At 38.7% G+C, this 18251-nt stretch carries 19 protein-coding genes and 2 CRISPR repeat arrays; of the genes, 6 read left to right on the forward strand and 13 right to left on the reverse strand.

All coding sequences use genetic code 11. From position 1 onward, the window contains the following. Positions 1–28: 28 nt before the first annotated feature. A CRISPR array of direct repeats spans positions 29–776; the repeat unit is 28 nt; unit sequence CTTCACGGCTGCATAAGCTGTTTAGAAA. A gap of 223 nt (positions 777–999) precedes the next feature. Then, positions 1000–1140, reverse strand: coding sequence for a hypothetical protein (locus tag J3U37_RS09645; RefSeq protein ID WP_267374608.1), 141 nt, complete (start codon positions 1138–1140; stop codon positions 1000–1002). Between the two features lie 709 nt (positions 1141–1849). Here J3U37_RS09645 and guaB point away from each other — a divergent pair. Both guaB and J3U37_RS09655 read left to right on the forward strand, forming a co-directional pair. Beyond that, a complete protein-coding gene (gene guaB / locus J3U37_RS09650; protein WP_267374611.1) occupies positions 1850–3316 on the forward strand; it encodes an IMP dehydrogenase in 1467 nt (488 codons plus the stop codon). A 426-nt stretch (positions 3317–3742) separates the two neighbouring features. Further along, positions 3743–3883 carry a hypothetical protein gene (locus J3U37_RS09655; protein ID WP_267374613.1) on the forward strand — a complete coding sequence of 47 codons (141 nt, stop codon included), beginning with the start codon at positions 3743–3745 and terminating at the stop codon, positions 3881–3883. Positions 3884–4136: 253 nt separating this feature from the next. Here the strand turns inward: J3U37_RS09655 and pgm are convergent, their stop codons facing one another. From pgm to J3U37_RS09670, 3 genes are all read right to left on the reverse strand, one after another. After that, positions 4137–5774, reverse strand: a complete 1638-nt coding sequence (pgm, locus tag J3U37_RS09660) for a phosphoglucomutase (alpha-D-glucose-1,6-bisphosphate-dependent) (protein WP_267374616.1) — start codon at positions 5772–5774, stop codon at positions 4137–4139. A gap of 91 nt (positions 5775–5865) precedes the next feature. After that, positions 5866–6369: a hypothetical protein gene (locus J3U37_RS09665; protein WP_220217564.1), complete on the reverse strand. Its 504-nt coding sequence runs from the start codon at positions 6367–6369 to the stop codon at positions 5866–5868. A 21-nt stretch (positions 6370–6390) separates the two neighbouring features. Beyond that, entirely contained in the window at positions 6391–6576 is a 186-nt protein-coding gene (locus J3U37_RS09670) for a hypothetical protein (RefSeq protein ID WP_220217563.1), read from the reverse strand. A gap of 167 nt (positions 6577–6743) precedes the next feature. Between J3U37_RS09670 and J3U37_RS09675 the strand changes: the two genes are divergently transcribed. After that, the gene (locus tag J3U37_RS09675) at positions 6744–7226 is read left to right on the forward strand and encodes a glycine zipper 2TM domain-containing protein (protein WP_220217562.1); all 483 of its coding nucleotides are present in this window, start codon (positions 6744–6746) and stop codon (positions 7224–7226) included. A gap of 568 nt (positions 7227–7794) precedes the next feature. On the opposite strand, the gene J3U37_RS09680 is transcribed toward J3U37_RS09675, so the two are convergent. Both J3U37_RS09680 and J3U37_RS09685 read right to left on the reverse strand, forming a co-directional pair. Beyond that, positions 7795–7935, reverse strand: a complete 141-nt coding sequence (locus J3U37_RS09680; RefSeq protein ID WP_267374618.1) for a hypothetical protein — start codon at positions 7933–7935, stop codon at positions 7795–7797. A 689-nt stretch (positions 7936–8624) separates the two neighbouring features. Next, positions 8625–8765 (reverse strand): hypothetical protein, encoded by a 141-nt coding sequence (locus J3U37_RS09685; protein WP_267346929.1) that lies wholly within the window; start codon positions 8763–8765, stop codon positions 8625–8627. 266 nt (positions 8766–9031) lie between these two features. Beyond that, positions 9032–9301: direct repeats of the CRISPR family, unit length 29 nt; unit sequence ACTTCACGGCTGCATAAGCCGTTTAGAAA. Between the two features lie 196 nt (positions 9302–9497). On the opposite strand from J3U37_RS09685, the gene gloA reads away from it, so the two are divergent. Further along, positions 9498–9905 carry a lactoylglutathione lyase gene (gene gloA / locus J3U37_RS09690; RefSeq protein ID WP_267374620.1) on the forward strand — a complete coding sequence of 136 codons (408 nt, stop codon included), beginning with the start codon at positions 9498–9500 and terminating at the stop codon, positions 9903–9905. A gap of 104 nt (positions 9906–10009) precedes the next feature. Here the strand turns inward: gloA and gmk are convergent, their stop codons facing one another. Next, the gene (gene gmk / locus J3U37_RS09695) at positions 10010–10639 is read right to left on the reverse strand and encodes a guanylate kinase (protein ID WP_267374622.1); all 630 of its coding nucleotides are present in this window, start codon (positions 10637–10639) and stop codon (positions 10010–10012) included. 304 nt (positions 10640–10943) lie between these two features. Here gmk and J3U37_RS09700 point away from each other — a divergent pair, with 304 nt between their 5' ends. Both J3U37_RS09700 and J3U37_RS09705 read left to right on the forward strand, forming a co-directional pair. Beyond that, positions 10944–11639 (forward strand): AzlC family ABC transporter permease, encoded by a 696-nt coding sequence (locus J3U37_RS09700; RefSeq protein ID WP_267374624.1) that lies wholly within the window; start codon positions 10944–10946, stop codon positions 11637–11639. Continuing rightward, entirely contained in the window at positions 11636–11959 is a 324-nt protein-coding gene (locus tag J3U37_RS09705; RefSeq protein ID WP_267336318.1) for an AzlD domain-containing protein, read from the forward strand. Before J3U37_RS09700 ends, J3U37_RS09705 begins: the two co-directional genes overlap by 4 nt. 54 nt (positions 11960–12013) lie before the next feature. Here J3U37_RS09705 and J3U37_RS09710 read toward each other — a convergent pair whose 3' ends face one another. The 6 genes from J3U37_RS09710 to hflD all read right to left on the reverse strand — a co-directional run bounded on the left by J3U37_RS09710 (position 12014) and on the right by hflD (position 18250). Then, positions 12014–12913 carry a heme biosynthesis HemY N-terminal domain-containing protein gene (locus tag J3U37_RS09710; protein ID WP_267374626.1) on the reverse strand — a complete coding sequence of 300 codons (900 nt, stop codon included), beginning with the start codon at positions 12911–12913 and terminating at the stop codon, positions 12014–12016. A 10-nt stretch (positions 12914–12923) separates the two neighbouring features. Beyond that, complete coding sequence (locus J3U37_RS09715; protein ID WP_267374628.1) at positions 12924–14366, reverse strand: uroporphyrinogen-III C-methyltransferase; 1443 nt, start codon at positions 14364–14366, stop codon at positions 12924–12926. 8 nt (positions 14367–14374) lie between these two features. Then, positions 14375–15124, reverse strand: coding sequence for a uroporphyrinogen-III synthase (locus J3U37_RS09720; RefSeq protein WP_267374630.1), 750 nt, complete (start codon positions 15122–15124; stop codon positions 14375–14377). Beyond that, on the reverse strand, positions 15121–16041 hold the full coding sequence (gene hemC, locus J3U37_RS09725) for a hydroxymethylbilane synthase (protein WP_267374632.1): 921 nt from the start codon (positions 16039–16041) through the stop codon (positions 15121–15123). Before hemC ends, J3U37_RS09720 begins: the two co-directional genes overlap by 4 nt. Positions 16042–16177: 136 nt before the next feature. After that, positions 16178–17548, reverse strand: coding sequence for an adenylosuccinate lyase (gene purB / locus J3U37_RS09730; protein WP_267374635.1), 1371 nt, complete (start codon positions 17546–17548; stop codon positions 16178–16180). A 51-nt stretch (positions 17549–17599) separates the two neighbouring features. Then, complete coding sequence (gene hflD / locus J3U37_RS09735; RefSeq protein ID WP_267374637.1) at positions 17600–18250, reverse strand: high frequency lysogenization protein HflD; 651 nt, start codon at positions 18248–18250, stop codon at positions 17600–17602. Between the last annotated feature and the right edge of the window lies 1 nt (position 18251).

Here is an 18251-nt window from a genome sequence, read left to right on the forward strand (position 1 = left end):
AACGATGTTTATAGTATGTGAGATTCTACTTCACGGCTGCATAAGCTGTTTAGAAATAATTTTCTAACTGACGCTTCTGCCCAACCTGCTTCACGGCTGCATAAGCTGTTTAGAAAAGGAATAAAAACAATACCACTTAACATAAAGTCTTCACGGCTGCATAAGCTGTTTAGAAATTCGGCTTTAACAACAGTCTTTTTATAGCCCACTTCACGGCTGCATAAGCTGTTTAGAAACAATGCTGTTGTTGACGAATTGATGGCTAATACTTCACGGCTGCATAAGCTGTTTAGAAATGATGGAGTTGTAAAAATAACAGCAATTCTACCTTCACGGCTGCATAAGCTGTTTAGAAATTTGACCTTGATATCTGCCGCTTTGCCTAGCACTTCACGGCTGCATAAGCTGTTTAGAAATGATCTGGATAAGCGAATAAAAAAATCAGGTACTTCACGGCTGCATAAGCTGTTTAGAAACATGTCTCGTTGGGTTGTAACCCCTCGACACCCTTCACGGCTGCATAAGCTGTTTAGAAAGACTTTGTCAGCATCAACGGAGTGTCATATCTCTTTACAGCTGCATAAGCTGTTTAGAAATTCCCATGCATCCATAAATGGACTTAAATAATCTTTACAGCTGCATAAGCTGTTTAGAAAAACGGAGTAACATTCTATTCTGCTGTAAGTGACTTTACAGCTGCATAAGCTGTTTAGAAAGTATGCTATTTTGAGTGTTAATAGATTATTACCTTGAAAGCTGCATAAGCCGTTTAAAAATCAGAACCCTTACCAAAAGCTTTATCTAGCATCTTTACGGCTACACAAGGGGGTTAGGATATTTTTGAAATATCTAAAACTTTTTGCTTTTATACTGAAACGTGGGTATTTTCTGAAAGTTCTTGATAATTTTTTTCTTTTATCGAAAGTTGTAGCTTTTTGGTTTGCAGGTTTCGGACGCTATTTATTAGCCGATATTTTCATTTCGGTGTCAGCGTCCGAATTAGGGGGATTTGGTGCGAAATCCCCCTAATGACCCCCTCGCAGCACCACCCAAAGCGGTCTTCGACTGCCCTCCGCCTTCGTTCGGTCTTAACGCACCGGCGCTGATTTGTTCCGGACAAAGCAGCGCCTCGCCAAACATCCCTGTTTGGCGTGCTAACCTCTCTCAGTTGTCGGCGCTTTGTGAAGGTGCAATCTGGTGCACTTGTTTGCTTTTGTGAAAGTTAATGGTAAACCGTTTAAAAAAAGTAGTGGAGTTCAAAATACAAAGTTTATAACCCCTTTTTTTAACTAAAAATAAAACCATTAAAAATCAATATATTACAAAAGCGTTAAAAAAAAGGGTTTTTAAATCTAAAATTGCTCTTTGTGTTTTTATCAACGATGTTTATAGTATGTGAGATTCTACTTTACAGCTGCATAAGCCGTTTAGAAAAAAGTCGTATGAGTCTGCAGTACGCTAAAGCCCTTTATGGCTGCATAAGGGGGCTAGGATATTTTTGAAATATCTAAAACTTTTGTTTTTATACTTAAACATTGGTATTTTCTGAAACTTTTTGACAAGGGTTTATGTTTTCTACTTATACTCCTATATTTTCTTAAGCTTCTTGACGAGATTTTATACTTAAAGATCTTGTTTACTCAATGCCTTATTGGTTTTTTATCGATGTGGTGATGCGTCTTTTTAATAGCGATTATTTGTTCTGTTTTTCGATAAATAGTTGCTTTATTCAGTTGAATGGTGATGAGTCAATCATTATTACTAAATTTTGCTAGTCTTTTAATGGAAAGATAGGTAGAATGCTTCGGCAATATTTTATCAACAATTCAACTCAATGGTGAATATTGTCATGTCTCGTATAGTAAAAGAAGCCCTCACGTTCGATGATGTTTTATTAGTTCCTGCTCATTCAACTGTTTTGCCCAATACTGCTGATATCAGTACTGAGCTTACCCAAACCATTAGATTAAATATTCCGATGCTGTCAGCAGCGATGGATACGGTTACTGAATCTGATTTAGCCATTGCTTTAGCGCAAGAGGGTGGTATTGGTTTTATTCATAAAAATATGCCGATCGAGGCGCAAGCTAATCATGTTAGGCGAGTTAAAAAACATGAAAGCGGGATTGTGCAAGATCCGGTCTCAGTTCTTCCAACTGCAACCATTAAGCAAGTTATCGATCTGGCAAAAGAGTATGGCTTTGCCGGTTTTCCGGTGATTACGCAGTCGCAAGAGTTAGTCGGGATTATTACTGCTCGTGATGTGCGATTTGCTACCGATCTTTCTTTACCAGTAACCGCAGTTATGACGCCAAAAGAGCGTTTAGTTACGGTTAAAGAGGGTGAAAAACGTGAAATCGTGCTTAAAAAAATGCATGAACATCGGGTTGAAAAAGTACTGGTGGTGGATGATAAATTCCATTTAAAAGGTATGATCACAGTTAAAGACTATAATAAAGCTGAACAAAAACCAAATGCTTGTAAAGACGAAAAAGGTCGTTTACGTGTTGGCGCTGCGGTTGGTGCTGGTGCCGGTAATGAAGAGCGAATTGCGGCATTAGTTGAAGCAGGGGTTGATGTGTTGTTGATTGATTCCTCACACGGGCATTCAGAAGGGGTCTTAGAGCGTATCCGTCAAACTCGACAAGCTTACCCTGATTTACAAATTATCGGGGGCAATGTAGCAACTGCTGAAGGGGCTAAAGCATTAATTGAAGCTGGCGTAAGTGCGGTTAAAGTGGGTATTGGTCCCGGTTCAATTTGTACTACCCGTATCGTCACAGGTGTTGGGGTGCCTCAAATAAGTGCCATTATGGATGCGGTCGAAATGGCTCAAAAATATAATATTCCTGTGATTGCCGATGGCGGTATCCGTTTTTCCGGTGATATTGCAAAAGCCATTGCCGCCGGCGCATCGTGCGTTATGGTTGGCTCAATGTTTGCCGGCACTGAAGAAGCACCGGGCGAGATCGAACTATTTCAAGGTCGTGCTTATAAATCTTATCGGGGTATGGGATCACTTGGCGCAATGGCAAAAGGCTCATCTGACCGCTATTTCCAATCCGACAATGCAGCCGATAAATTAGTACCAGAAGGGATAGAAGGGCGCATTGCTTATAAAGGCATGTTAAAAGAGATCATACATCAACAAATGGGCGGATTACGTTCTTGCATGGGCTTAACCGGTTGTGCAACGATAGAAGCCCTACGCACTCAATCAAAATTCTATCGCATCACAGGTGCTGGTATGAAAGAGAGCCATGTACATGATGTTCTCATCACCAAAGAGCCACCTAATTACCGTGCTGGTGCTTAATAAGCACACTATAAACCACAAAAGCAAATCCAAATGGATTTGCTTTTGTTAAGAAGTTTTAGAAAATACCCACGTTTTAATAAAAAATCAGTTTTTAATCTTGTTAAATAAATCCCAACAGCATTCCCAAAATACTAAAACACCTAACTTACCCAAAACTCCCCAAACAGAAGAATAATAGTCAAGTTGGTATTAACGAAAATCCTTGTCAAAAACTTTCAGAAAATATAGGTGTTTAAGCAAAAACACAAAGCATTGACAAAAAGTTTCAGGAAATACCTACTTTTCAGTATAAAAACAAAAGGTTAAGAATTTTTAAACAATCTACAAACCCAAATCGTTATATAACCCAAAAGCATACAAGTGCACCAGATTGCACCTTCACAAAGCACCGACAACTGAGAGAGGTTAGCACGCCAAACAGGGATGTTTGGCGAGGCGCTGCTTTGTCAGGAACAAATCAGCGCCGGTGCGTCAAAACCGAACGAAGGCGGAGGGCAGTCGAAGACCGCTTTGGGCGGTGCTGCGAGGGGGTTATTAGGGGGATTTCGCACAAAATCCCCCTAATTCGGACGCAGACGCCGTAATGAAAATATCGACAAATTAATAGCGTCCGAAACCTGCGGACTAAAAACCTGCAACTTTCGAAGAAAGTAAAAATCCTTGTCAAAAAGTTTCAGAAAACATAGGTGTTTAAGTAAAAAACACAACCAAAACAAGGATGTTTAGCAAGGCGCTGCTTTGTCATGAACAAAACAGCGCCGGTGCGTTAAAACCGAACGAAGGCGGAGGGAGGTCGCTAAGACCGCTTTAGGCGGTGCTACTTGATCGCTTTAGCGACAATTTCCTGTGCTTCTTCCTGCAACGTTGCTAAGTGCTCATTACTGATAAAGCTTTCAGCATAAATTTTATAAGCATCTTCGGTGCCAGACGGGCGAGCGGCAAACCAGCCGTTTTCTGTCATCACTTTCAGTCCGCCAATCGGTGCATTGTTAGCTGGCGCAGTTGTTAAACATTGCGTGATTTTTTCACCCGCTAAGGTATCGGTGGTTAATTGGCTTGCATCAAGTTTAGATAACTTTTGTTTTTCGCTAAAGGTTGCCGGAGCTTGAATTCGACCGTAATAAGAGACACCAAATTTATCTTCCAGAGTTTGGTATTGTTCTTGTGGATTTTTACCGGTTTTAGCTGTCATTTCTGCTGCTAGTAAGCATAAAATAATACCGTCTTTATCGGTCGCCCAAACTTTACCGTTAGTGCGTAAAAATGATGCGCCCGCACTCTCTTCACCGGCGAAGCCTAACTGACCGTTATACAGTCCGTCAGCATACCATTTAAAACCAACCGGATACTCTAAATAGGTTTTATGTAAGCTATTTGCCACCCGATCAATCATTGAGCTGGTGACTAAGGTTTTACCGATAGCGATATCTTTATGCCATTGCGGACGGTTTTGAAATAGATAATTCACACACGCTGAAAGGTAGGCATTTGGATTCATCAAGCCTTTTGGCGTAACAATGCCATGGCGATCGGAATCGGTATCATTACCAAAGGCGAGGTCAAATTGATCTTTTAACTTCAGTAAGCCAGCCATTGCCCAACGGCTTGAACAATCCATTCTGATGACTTCGTCATGATCAAGATGCATAAAGCTAAAGGTTGGATCGACTTTATCATTAACGATATCCAGATTGATGCCATATTTTTCAGCAATGCGTGGCCAATAAGTGACGCTTGCGCCACCTAGCGGGTCAACACCAATACGTAGCGAAGAGGATTGAATTAATGACATATCAACAATATTTTCCAGATCATTAATATAATCGGTCTCGTACTCTTTGGTGTGAATATAATCTGAATTCAGCGCCTTTTCTAAGCTGACACGTTTAACGCTGTTTAATTGGCTTTTGAGTAATTCATTCGCTCGATTTTCGATCTGTTTGGTGATATCGGTATCGGCTGGTCCACCATTGGTTGGATTATATTTTATTCCGCCGTCTTCCGGTGGATTGTGGGAAGGCGTAATGACAATACCGTCAGCAAGTTTCGCTGTTCGGCCTTGATTGTAAGTTAAAATTGCGTGTGAAATAACCGGCGTTGGCGTATAACCCCAATCACGAGCCATAACCACTGTTTGTTCGTTGGCAACAAATACTTCAAGTACACTTTTTAAAGCAAGTTCAGACAAAGCATGGCTATCTTGACCAATAAAGCAAGGCCCCGTGATATTATTGGCTTTGCGATATTCGGCTATCGCTTGGGCAACGGCTAAAATGTGGGCTTCGTTAAACGTCCCTTTATTAGAACTACCACGATGACCAGATGTTCCAAAAATAACTAATTGGCTAGCATCATCCGTATCTGGTTTGATCTGATAATAGTTATTTTTTAAAGTTTCAACATTAATAAGGTCAGAAGCTTCAGCTAGTAATCCCGCGCGGCTTTGCTTTGCCATTTTATACTCCTTTTTCATATATAGTATTTTTATATTTTGCTAAACCTGTCAAACAGTGAACGACTCGATAGAGTGCTTTTAGCCTTTCATTTTAGGGTAAAAAAACATTAATAACTTGATTAATCATGTTTTCTGATATGCCCATATCACTCATGATTGATTCAATAATATAAATTTTTCTAGCCGTATTGGTATTACTGATAACCCAATAAGGAGTACCGACGATTTCTCGTGGTTTGGTGTTTTTTCCCGATGTTTCTAATGACTCTTTGTCTTTAGCCAAATATTGTCTTTTGCTGCCGTGTAAAGAGGTTGCCGCAATCGCAAAGAGCGCGGGATTGTAGTTATAAAGCGCACCTAATAATAATAAAAAGCGACTAATAATTGATTTTTCGTTGGTAAACGTTTCACTAGTCAATAAATTATTGAATATAGGATAGTGATTATCTGAATTCGATAGTTGATTTTGTTTAGCCGGTGAGGTTTGATTGATATTCAATAAACGCCGTAAAATACTCGATGCATCTTCGCCAATATGTTTAGTTTGACCTGCAATAAATTGGTATAGTTCTTCGTCGATTTCGATAGTCTTCATTAGTTACATATGCCTATTAAATTAGTTAACCGGACAACTTTCTACTGGAAGGTTGTTCAGATCTAAATGGTTTGCTGGTTTATCATTTAAACAATCTGAGCTGGGTGGCTCAGCAATTGTTGCCTCTTTATTTGTCTGCTTTTCATTAACTTCGTGACAGGCGGTTATCATAACCGATAATACTATTTGAAAAAATAACCGTTTCATATACTTATTGTATGGTAGATAAACTATTAAACGAGTATAACTCAAGTTAGCCATAAATTGTATTGTCGAATGCTAAAATAATGAAAATCATGTTGTTGTTTTGATAAAACAATATTATCCTTATGATGTTATAAAAAAATAATCTCAATCTATATGAGGAATTCAATATGAAAAAGATCATCGCGCTAACTATTTTAGCTACAATAATTACAGGATGTAGCAATAGTGATATCTATTCTGGCGATGTTTACACAGCAGATCAAGCCAAACAAGTTCAACATGTCAGTTATGGTACAGTTGTTTCGGTAAGAGCGGTTAAAATTCAAGCAAATTCAAACGGTAACAATCAAAATGTAATCGGTGCGCTTGGTGGTGCTGTGCTTGGTGGTGTTTTAGGTAATACTGTTGGTGGTGGTACAGGTCGTGTTTTAGCAACAGCAACCGGTGCTATCGGCGGTGCGGTAGTGGGTAATGCCATTGAAAATAAAGCAAATCAAGCAAATGCAGTTGAATTAGAGATTAGACCTAAAAATAGTGATTCCAATATTGTTATTATACAAAAAGGCTCGGTTAAAAATTTCTACGTCGGGCAACCTGTCCGTTTAGTTACTAACGGTAAACGTATTAGCGCCTCTCCGCGTTACGATTAATCTATTTTTAAACATCATGTAAAATAGCTTTCGCTCTTTTATCCTCGAGCGAAAGCTTCTCAGTCACACGCTATCCTATATAATCACCGCAAGGCTTACAAAGCCGTTTAGACACTATCCGTTGATGCGCTGGAGTGGAATTATCCTTTACAGCAGCATAAGCTTTTTAGAAAAGCCCTAAATTTAATCAATTTAATTCTGTTTTCTTTACAGCTACATAAGCCGTTTAGAAAACTAAAGCTGGCTCAATCAGCTGTAAAATATTCCTTCACGGCTGCATAAGCCGCTTAGAAAAAAATTGTATGTATCTGTCGTAAGATAGAGCCTTTTATGGCTGCATAAGGGGTTTAGGATATTTTTGAAATATCTAAAACTTTTGTTTTTATACGAAAACATGGGTGTTTTCTGAAAGTTCTCGTCAATGCTTTGTGTTTTTGCTTAAACACCTATATTTTCTGAAACTTCTTTACAAGGTTTTATACTTTAATTGAGAGTTGCAGGTTTTTAATCCGTAGGTTTCGGACGCTGTTAATTGGTTGATATTTTCAATACTGTGTCAGCGTCCGAATTAGGGGGATTTTGTGCGAAATCCCCCTAATAACCCCCTCGCAGCACCACCCAAAGCGGTCTTCGACTGCCCTCCGCCTTCGTTCGGTCTTAACGGATCGGCGCTGATTTGTTCCGGACAAAGCAGCGCCTCGCCAAACATCCTTGTTTGGCGTGCTAACCTCGCTCAGTTGTCGGCGCTTTGTGAAGGTGCGGTCTGGGGCACTTGTTTGTTTTTTCAGAAAGTTAATGGTAAGTCGTTTAGAAATAGTAGTGGAGTTTAAAATAAAAATTTTTTAACCCTTTTTTTAAGCTAAAAATAAAACCATTAAAAATCAATATATTGAAAAAGCGTTAAAAAAAAGGGTTTTTAAACCTAAAATTGCCCTTTGTGTTTTTATAAACGGTGTTTATAGTATGTGGGATTCTACTTCACGGCTGCATAAGCCGTTTAGAAAAGTATTTTTAATTTTTATTGTCAGTGATAATTCTTCACGGCTGCATAAGCCGTTTAGAAAAATTAACATCGGGGCGAAGATCTTCACATCTACTTCACGGCTGCATAAGCTGTTTAGAAAAAAAGTCGTATGTTTCTGCCGTAAGATAGAGCACTTTAAGGCTTAATAAGGGGTTTAGGATATTTTTGAAATATCTAAAACTTTTTGTTTTTATACGAAAACATCGGTGTTTTCTGAAAGTTCTTATCAATGCTTTGTGTTTTTGCTTAAACACCTATATTTTCTGAAAGTTTTTGACAAAGTTTTTATTTTTCTAAAAGTTGCGGGTTTTTAGTCTGTAGGTTTCGGACGCTGGTAATTAGTCGATATTTTCATTTCGATGTCTGCGTCCGAATTAGGGGGATTTAGTGCGAAATCCCCCTAATAACCCCCTCGCAGCACCACCCAAAGCGGTCTTCGACTGCCCTCCGCCTTCGTTCGGTCTTAACGCACCGGCGCTGATTTGTTCCGGACAAAGCAGCGCCTCGCCAAACATCCTTGTTTGGCGTACTAACCTCGCTCAGTTGTCGGCGCTTTGTGAAGGTGCGATCTGGTGCACTTGTTTGTTTTTGCGAAAGGTAATAGTAAGCCGTTTAAAAAAAGTAGTGGAGTTTAAAATACTAACTTTTTAAACCCTTTTTTTTAGCTAAAAATAAAACCATTAAAAATCAATATATTGTAAAAGTGGTAGAAAAAAGGGTTTTTAAACCTAAAATTGTCCTTTGTGTTTTTATAAACGATGTTTATAGTATATAAGATTCTACTTCACGGCTGCATAAGCCGTTTAGAAAGTCTATACCTCAATTTGCCGGTCGAAAACATACTTCACGGCTGCATAAGCCGTTTAGAAACACGTAAGCCCCGTACGACGAGACTTTTCGGCACTTCACGGCTGCATAAGCCGTTTAGAAAGCTGATAAGTCAATATTGTTTCCTCATTAAAACTTCACGGCTGCATAAGCCGTTTAGAAAATTTGTCCTACGATGTGCTTGAAGAGATTCGGCTTCACGGCTGCATAAGCTGTTTAGAAACTATGCCAACTGCTCATTTGACCGTTCAAGCTCTTTAAAGCTGCATAAGCCGTTTTACTCTGGCATTGAAACACCTTCAATATTCACTCAGTTAGGCTTAATTTAAAGGCAATTTTCTGAAAAAAATTTGCCTGCCTATAAGCTTAAGTATAAACTCAATAAAAAAGTAAAATAAGCAAACAAGGAACATTAAGCAATGCGTATATTACATACAATGATTCGAGTAGGGGATTTACAACGTTCAATTGATTTTTATACTCGTGTAATGGGAATGCGGGTGTTAAGAACGAGCGAAAATACCCAGTATCAATACTCGTTAGCTTTTTTAGGTTATGGTGATGAATCAACTAGTTCGGTGATTGAATTAACCTATAACTGGGGAACAGATAAATATGACCACGGTACCGCTTTTGGGCATATCGCAATTGGCGTTGATGATGTGGCAAAAATGTGTGAAGAGGTTAAGCAAGCCGGCGGTAAGGTAATCCGTGAAGCGGGACCAGTCAAAGGTGGTAGTACCATTATCGCTTTTGTTGAAGACCCGGACGGTTACAAATTAGAGTTAATCCAAAATGATCAGGCCGATAAAGCGCTTGGTCACTAAAATCCTATCTGATGAGATATCGCCGAAGTTCGGCGATATTCCCTTTTTATTTGATCTAACAATGTGTAAGCAGTGCAATCGGCACGAGACTGACTAGTAGTTACTTATTTTTGCTCAGCTAACAGGTCAGATAACAATGTTTTATGAACGATAGCTTGCTTTGATTGTTCTAAGCTGGATGCTGAAATAATGGCATTTAATGCTTGCAGTGATACATCAAAATCATCATTGATAATGACATAATCATATTCATTATAGTGAGATATCTCAGCTTGGGCTTTTGCCATTCTTTTATCGATGACACTGGCGTCGTCTTGTCCCCGTTTGATTAAGCGATTTTTAAGCTCTTTAAGTGAAGGGGGCAAAATAAAGATACTTTTTGCTTGGGGTAGCTGCTCTCTGACTTGTTGAGCGCCTTGCCAATCGATATCTAAAAAAACGTTAACGCCTTGTAGTAAACTTTGTTCTATTTCCGCTTTAGATGTACCGTAATAGTGATCAAATACCTTGGCATATTCGACAAAAGCATTTTCGTTAATCAGTGACTGAAAATGTTTAGGATCGACAAAATAGTAATGTTCACCATGCGTTTCACCAGGCCTAGGATCACGGGTGGTGTGTGAAATAGAGACTTTGGCCGGATAGTGATTTTTTTGCGCTAAATAAGCACGAATTAAACTCGATTTACCTGCACCACTTGGCGCAGAGATTATAAATAGGGTTCCAATATACATAGGTGTTTGCCACTTTTAATTTTGATAATCAGTTATTTAGATTGTCATTGAGACAGATTAAACGCTATTATAGCAAAGTTTAATCATAGATTGTGTCATATTATAGTTAAGCATCGCTGTTTATCGTATTGATAGGTGACTGAAATTTTACTTTAACGTAGGGTATTTCTGAAACTTCTTGACAAAAAGTGACCCGGTTTAAATCTCAGAATGGAAAATCAATAATTACAAAACCTGTAATTATAAAAACAATAATCACAAGAACAATCAATTACAATAACAATGTTATATTTGAGGGAGAATTATGTCATTGTCATTTAAAGATGGCGTTTATGCCTGTATTCCAACGCTATTAGGCTATATTGGGATTGGTATTGCTGCCGGTGTCGTCGGAAAATCGTCGCATTTATCGGTACTGGAAGTGACGTTACTGGCGGTAATTGTTTATGCCGGCGCGGCACAATTTATTATTGCCGGATTAATGCTGGTCGCAACGCCAATTACTGCCATTATTTTTACTGTTTTTTTAGTTAATTCTCGCCACTTTTTAATGAGCATGGCAACGGCGCCTGCTCTTCGTCAATATTCATTACTGAATAATATCGGAATCGGCACGTTATTGACCGATGAGAGTTTTGCAGTGGCGATGAATGCATTAAGTAATAAAGAGCCGATAAATGCCTCGTGGATGCATGGGCTTAATCTTACTGCTTATATTGCCTGGATTTTGTCTTGTCTGATTGGGGCGTTAATTGGTGAATGGTTGCCAAATCCGATGCAATTTGGTTTAGATTATGCGCTGGTTGCTATGTTTATTGGTTTACTCTATTTACAGTTGATCAGTGATAAAACTAAAAGCCTCAAAAATCGGCTGATTGTTATGTTGACCGTTGCGGTGATGTTAGTTTTATTGATGCGTTTTGTGTCACCCGAAATGGCGATTTTAATCAGTACTTTTGCCGGATGTTTTATGGGAATAGCAATGGAGCGTAACGCATGACAATTTATAGTTTACTTATTATTTTAGGATGCGGCATTGTTACTTGGCTACCGAGGGTGATTCCGTTTATGTTGGTGCGCAAATTGCAATTACCGGATATGGTTATTCGGTTTTTATCCTACGTTCCTTTATGTATTTTAACAGCGCTGTTTGTGCAAAATCTGTTTGTTGCAAAACAAGGGCAATTTCCCGATTTAAATATTGAATACTGCTTAGCAACAATTCCCACAGTTATTGTGGCGATTGTGACTAAAAATTTAATGTGCATTGTGGTTTGCGGTGTGGTGGCTATGGCACTGATTCGTTATTTTATGGTTTAAACGTTTATTGAAGATAAAAAAACAGGGCTATTGCCCTGTTTATCTGATTTGTGTTTATGTTCTTTCTTTATATTCAAGCTTTTCAATCGATTTTAGCATCTTAGCTGATTCGGCTGTTTGACCTAATTCGTTAAGATAGAAAGACATCGCTTTTTGATAAGCCACATTATTCAAGATTGCTTTTGGTTGTGACTTCCACCATTTGATTAACGCAAGTGGATCACTATTTTTAGACAACTGTTTAATGCGGCCAATGTAAGCGGCTTGTTTTAGCTGGTCTAAGTGAGCGTCACTATAGGCGTTGGTTTTATACATAGTCGGTAGTAAGTCGATTATGGCTTGATAATCGCCAACTGAGTAATAGAGCTGATCGGCCAATCTTAACACTTCGTTGTTACGTGGTTTTTCATTTAACAGTTTATCGATTAAGACTCTGGCTGAACCATATTCATGATTTTTAAGTTGTAGTCTGACTTGCACTAATTGGAAAGCAAATAACTCTTTATCATCAACCACTTTGGCGGCTTTTTCTAATAACTGATTGGCGGAAATGATTTGATTGCTGTCAATTTGTGCTTGCGCTGCAAGTAGATAAGACAGTGCACTATTATTGGCGCCTTTGGCACTTTTGGTAAAGAGTTTAGCGGCTTGTTGATAATCCCCTTCAAGTAAGGCAATCTGCGCTTGTTCTAATTGCTTTCTTGATTTTTTCGGCGATTTAAAACGTAACCAATTACCTAATGCGGTTTTTGAATTGAGGATCTTTTTAAAAAGATAATTTAATATATAGAGAATCAGCAGGGCAAATAATACGAGTATCACAAATGTATTAAAAGACATGCTAATTTTGTATCCCGCCACTTCAAATATGGCAGAGCCTTGATGTCCCTGTAATAGTGGTCCGAGGAAAAATCCGCCGACTAATACTAAGAAAATAATCAATATTTTTATCATTATTATTCTCCTATTTGCTCAGCATCGCACGTACACGAGTTTGCATTAATTTTTCCAGCTCGCTGATACTGGTCAGTTGATTAGGAACATCTTGATTACTTATCGATTGATTTTGTAATTTTGTTAAGCTATCTGTGAAGGCCTTAACACTTGATGCATTGCTGTCAAAGTAGGCATTGACCCAGGTCGCAGTGTCATTTAATGCTCGCTGATAAATAACATCTTGATGTCTTGGCACTGCTTGGGCGGCAATTAATAATCGGAAACGAATATTCTCACGCAGATTAAGCGACTGATCTAATGTTAATGGTGTTTGTAAGATTTGGCATTTTACAATCTTTTTTTCATCGCCGTCGGCTTTATCTAAACAAGTAGCAAAATTGTTCTCGGTTGAATCTATTTTTTCAATTGTTATAAATTTACTCATAAATGATTCGGCATTACTGGTTAAATTGTTCGACCAATCTTTTACTGATGAGCTTACTTGGTTATCTTCGCTTGTTTGATCCGCTGATTGGGTAACTGATTGTAATTCTGTCATATTTTCACCAGTAGCAGATTGTTGCGGCTCTTGAGTTGACTCTGTTTTGCCTTTATCATCCTGCGTATTGTTTCCCACTAACGGCAGATCAGTAATTGACTCAGATAAACTCAGGAGATTTAAAATAATGCCGTCAGTGTCAATAAAGCTGACGTGAGAGAGGGCATTTATATCATTAGTGATCGCTTGTCGGGCAGGCAATAAATTGGAATCGTCAATTTGTGCTAAGCTTTCATCGGCACTTTTTAGCAGTAATCGGGCGGAAGTGTAATCTTGATCATTCCATATCTTTCTACCGGCTAAATGGACTAGGTAGTTAGCTTGAGAAATCAGCCAAACATGATGATCGGTTGTGGACATTGCCGCTAATCGTTCATTGAGATTATGAAAGCTTTGTTCGTATAACTTGGTTGAGTCGTTAACTTGATTAACCAATAATTGTTGCGTTTGTTGTTGTTCGTTGAGTTTACGATCAACACGCTGTTCAAGTGAGGTTATTTTTTGATTCTGAGTATTTTGTGCTGTGGTTAGGGTATTTTGCAAATCATTTAAAATACTCTCTTTGGTGTTTTGTTTATAGTTAGCTAATTGGGCTTTAAGTGCTGAAATCGTTTTTTTCTGTTCTTTTAACTGATCATATCCGTAATAACCCATAGCACCGGCAAGGCAGACAGTTAACGCAATAGCTACTAAAGAGAGTTTTGATACAGGCACTTTAGCTTTATTGCTTTGCGCTGATGCTGAAGTGGTTTGTTCCATTTTAGCGTTGGGTTGCGTATCATCTACAGGATTTTTTTTATTCTCTTTCATAGTCGGTTTCGCTTTGTTGTTAGACATTTTGGGCGGTTGGTTAAATGAAGTTGTACTAATATTGGAAAGTGTTGCATTAGCGCTGTAATGTCTCAATGGCATAACTTACCTCATTTAACATTTTTAGTTTCATTTATGACATTATGGCATAGAGTTAATACTGTTTTAAACAAAATTTGATTATTTGCGCAGTCAATAGGCAAAACTTTTTGCCATTTTAGTTGTTTGGCTCGATGATAAATTCGCTCACTGCTTACAATTAATTGAGCGTGATTTTTATGCGCTGTTTGGCAATATCTTTCCAGTTGCATCAAATGTTCAATACTGGTAATGACGATAAGTTGTTGGCTGATATCTGTTGCTAAAATAGTTGCCGGGTAGTGAATTACTTGTCGATGATAACATGCTAAACGTATAACGTCCATGTTGTGTTTGCATAGCTGTTGGGCTAATAATTCCCGCCCGCCATTACCACAAAGTATCAATGCTTTGCGACCCGCTAATGGTTGTTTTTCAAGTAAAGCTAAAAGTCCTTCGCTGTTTTCGCAAGTTGGGTAGTGGACAGTTGTTTGGCTTAATTGACGAAATAAAGTCGCCGATCTTTTGCCGACAGCATAATAGTTAATCTGCTTAGGAAAGTTAATCGACACCGCTTGCTGTTTAAGGATATGGCTAACTTGCGGTGATACCACAATTACTATGGCTGAGCTGTCTAATTGCGCAAGTTGAGCCGGTAATTTATCTAAATCTTGACCGGCTGAAATAGCAAAAAAAGGTAGATGTGTTGCCGCTAAATTGGCTTGGTGAAGTTGCCTTGTTAACAACTCGCCTTCAGGTGAAGGTCTGGTGATGTAAATCATCCGCCATTTAATTCCGCTAATATTGCTTTAGCACCTTGCGCTAATAAGTTATCAGCTAATTGGCGTCCTAATGCTTCAGCTTGGCTGGAATGACCGGTAATTTCGGCTTTGATCATTTCGCTGCCGTCTATTCGGCCTACCAGACCACGGAGGGTTAAACTATCATTCTCTAATTGGCTCAAACAGGCAATCGGCACTTGGCAACCACCTTGAAGTGCAAGATTCATGGCTCGTTCTGCCTCAATACAAATTCGGCTATTTTTATCCTCCAGTGGCGCCAGCAGTTCGGATAACGTTTTATCATCGGCTCGGCTCTCAATACCAATTGCTCCTTGCCCAACTGCCGGTAAGATAAGATCGGTATCAATATATTGTTTGATTCGATTTTGCAATCCTAACCGTTTCAACCCGACTGCCGCTAAAATAATGGCATCATACTCTTGATTATCCAATTTAGTTAATCGTGTACCGACATTGCCTCGCAGATCTTTAATTTGTAAATGCGGATATTTCGCCCGCAATTGACATTGGCGACGTAAGCTAGAGGTGCCTACAACTGCGCCATGAGGGAGTTCATCAAGATGTTGATACTGGTTAGAAATCAAAGCATCGCGCATCTCATCACGTTGACAAACAGTCGATAGGGTTAAACCCTGCGGAAATACAGCCGGAATATCTTTGATTGAATGCACGGCAATATCTGCTTGGCCATTCATAATGGCTTGTTCAAGTTGTTTCACAAATAGCCCTTTACCGCCAATTTTTGACAGTGGGCTTTCTAACAATACATCACCTTGAGTGACCATTGGTACCAATTCGACAACCAAAGCGGGGTGAAATGTTTCAAGTTGTTGTTTAACAAAATTGGCTTGCCATAGCGCTAATGGGCTTTTACGGGTTGCAATACGAATTTTCAATTGATTTCCCTATTTTATCGATAATGTTATTGTCATTTCTTACAAATTAGCCTGCTATTTTCTAATTTGATTATTTTTTTATTGGTCATGATGACGCTAGCAGGCGATATTGTTTCCCGCTAGCGCCCGGGAATGGTTATGATAAGTTATCAACAAAATTAACGGCATAACCAATATAGTTAGCCGGTGTTAACTGCTTAAGACGGGCTTTTTCTGCTTCCGGTATATCTAACGATTCGATAAATTGTTGCATGCCTTGCGCATCAACTCGTTTACCTCGAGTGAGCTCTTTTAATTTTTCGTAAGGTTTTTCGATACCATAACGGCGCATAACAGTTTGAATCGGCTCAGCTAATACTTCCCAGTTACGATTGAGTTCTTCAAGCAGAAACTCGTGATTGACTTCAAGCTTATTTAAGCCTTTTAAGGTCGATTGATAAGCAATAATGGCATAGCCAATGCCCACGCCTAAGTTACGTAATACGGTTGAATCGGTCAAATCTCGTTGCCAACGAGAGATCGGTAATTTGCTTCCTAAATGGCTCATTATTGCATTAGCAATACCTAAATTACCTTCTGAGTTTTCAAAATCAATCGGATTCACTTTATGAGGCATGGTAGAAGAGCCAATTTCGCCGGCTACGGTTTTTTGTTTAAAATGGTTGAGTGAGATATAACCCCAAACATCCCGATCGAAGTCAATTAAAATCGTATTAAAGCGAGCAACACAATCAAAAAACTCCGCGATATAATCATGCGGTTCGATTTGGGTGGTGTAAGGATTCCACTTTAATCCTAAAGAGTTGACAAATGATTCACTTAATTGATGCCAATTAACTTGCGGATAAGCAACCATGTGCGCATTGTAGTTACCGGTTGCGCCGTTTATTTTGCCCAGAATATCAACTAATTCAAGTTGTTTTAGTTGGCGTTGCAAACGGTACGCTACATTGGCAAACTCTTTGCCAATTGTTGACGGGGTGGCCGGTTGACCGTGAGTGCGTGATAGTAGGGGTAAATCACGGTAAGCTTTCGCTTGTGCGGTTATGCTATCAATCAGTTTTTTCCAATAGGGGATTAATACTGTTTCTCTGGCTGTTTTTAGCATCAATGCATAAGATAAGTTATTAATATCTTCTGAGGTACAAGCAAAATGGATAAACTCATTAATGGCATGTAGCTCTTCATTGGTCATGACTTTTTCTTTTAAGAAATACTCAACGGCTTTTACATCGTGATTGGTGGTTTTTTCAATTTCTTTAATTCGCTGCGCATCTTGTAAATTGAACTGTTCAACAATTTGATTTAGATGCGTCATGGCTAGTTGACTTAAGGCCGGAACCTCGGCGATATCTGCTTGTGAGGCTAACATTTGTAACCAACGAACTTCGACTTGTACACGGTACTTTAATAATCCGTATTCACTAAAAATGGTGCGTAATTCGGTTGTTTTATCACCATATCGCCCGTCTATCGGTGAAAGGGCAGTAAGTGCAGATAATTCCATCGGTTTAACTCCGTTACGATTTTTAAAATATGATTTATAAAATTTAGATAATTAATCGTTTTGATTAATCTGTTGTAATAATTCCTGAGCCGCAACACAAATTCGTTTTCGACAAAAAAGAATTTGCAGACGACTGCCACCAACTTGATACCATAAAATAGCTGAACGCACGCAGCCTAGCAGTGAAGTTCTTACTTTAGCCTGAACCAGTGAATTTTGTAAAAATTCAGCTTTACCGACTACTTTTATTTTGGTTGATAAAGGGCTGATAATGTCTGAATAGATTCCGGCTAATGAGTAAGACAAATCATCAATATGGCTTTCAATGGTTTCAAAGTTCATATTGTTTTGGTAAAGCCCTGAAATGCGTGTTAAACGCTGATCAATTTTATTTAGCGCTTCACTATTTTTTAATAATTTATTGGTTACACTCAACGAGCCAAATAGATAACGAATAATTTCTACTTGCTCTTTTTGTCCGGACGTCAGAAGTTGTACCAGAGTGTGTAAACCTGTTCGAATGTTTTTTATACCATCATAAACATCATCGGTGGTTAAAGGCGAAGTATTAAATATGCTTTTAATTGATCGTTGATAAAGTTCATTACTACAAATACCTGTATTAGCTAATTGTGGAATTAAAATTGCACTTTGGGTAACCCCGGCTAAAGCCATTGCGATATGATGATACTTGTTATTCACA

The organism is Gilliamella sp. B3172 (assembly GCF_026536465.1).
Taxonomy (GTDB): Bacteria; Pseudomonadota; Gammaproteobacteria; order Enterobacterales; family Orbaceae; genus Gilliamella.

Excerpts from the sequence above, each read along its gene's own strand:
- gmk (WP_267374622.1), bottom strand. The coding sequence starts at position 10,639 with ATGTATATTGGAACCCTATTTATAATCTCTGCGCCAAGTGGTGCAGGT.
- J3U37_RS09645 (WP_267374608.1), bottom strand. The coding sequence starts at position 1,140 with ATGTTTGGCGAGGCGCTGCTTTGTCCGGAACAAATCAGCGCCGGTGCG.
- J3U37_RS09680 (WP_267374618.1), bottom strand. The coding sequence starts at position 7,935 with ATGTTTGGCGAGGCGCTGCTTTGTCCGGAACAAATCAGCGCCGATCCG.
- gloA (WP_267374620.1), top strand. The coding sequence starts at position 9,498 with ATGCGTATATTACATACAATGATTCGAGTAGGGGATTTACAACGTTCA.
- J3U37_RS09715 (WP_267374628.1), bottom strand. The coding sequence starts at position 14,366 with ATGCCATTGAGACATTACAGCGCTAATGCAACACTTTCCAATATTAGT.
- J3U37_RS09665 (WP_220217564.1), bottom strand. The coding sequence starts at position 6,369 with ATGAAGACTATCGAAATCGACGAAGAACTATACCAATTTATTGCAGGT.
- J3U37_RS09720 (WP_267374630.1), bottom strand. The coding sequence starts at position 15,124 with ATGATTTACATCACCAGACCTTCACCTGAAGGCGAGTTGTTAACAAGG.
- pgm (WP_267374616.1), bottom strand. The coding sequence starts at position 5,774 with ATGGCAAAGCAAAGCCGCGCGGGATTACTAGCTGAAGCTTCTGACCTT.
- J3U37_RS09700 (WP_267374624.1), top strand. The coding sequence starts at position 10,944 with ATGTCATTGTCATTTAAAGATGGCGTTTATGCCTGTATTCCAACGCTA.
- purB (WP_267374635.1), bottom strand. The coding sequence starts at position 17,548 with ATGGAATTATCTGCACTTACTGCCCTTTCACCGATAGACGGGCGATAT.
- guaB (WP_267374611.1), top strand. The coding sequence starts at position 1,850 with ATGTCTCGTATAGTAAAAGAAGCCCTCACGTTCGATGATGTTTTATTA.
- J3U37_RS09685 (WP_267346929.1), bottom strand. The coding sequence starts at position 8,765 with ATGTTTGGCGAGGCGCTGCTTTGTCCGGAACAAATCAGCGCCGGTGCG.
- J3U37_RS09675 (WP_220217562.1), top strand. The coding sequence starts at position 6,744 with ATGAAAAAGATCATCGCGCTAACTATTTTAGCTACAATAATTACAGGA.
- J3U37_RS09655 (WP_267374613.1), top strand. The coding sequence starts at position 3,743 with ATGTTTGGCGAGGCGCTGCTTTGTCAGGAACAAATCAGCGCCGGTGCG.
- J3U37_RS09705 (WP_267336318.1), top strand. The coding sequence starts at position 11,636 with ATGACAATTTATAGTTTACTTATTATTTTAGGATGCGGCATTGTTACT.
- J3U37_RS09710 (WP_267374626.1), bottom strand. The coding sequence starts at position 12,913 with ATGATAAAAATATTGATTATTTTCTTAGTATTAGTCGGCGGATTTTTC.
- J3U37_RS09670 (WP_220217563.1), bottom strand. The coding sequence starts at position 6,576 with ATGAAACGGTTATTTTTTCAAATAGTATTATCGGTTATGATAACCGCC.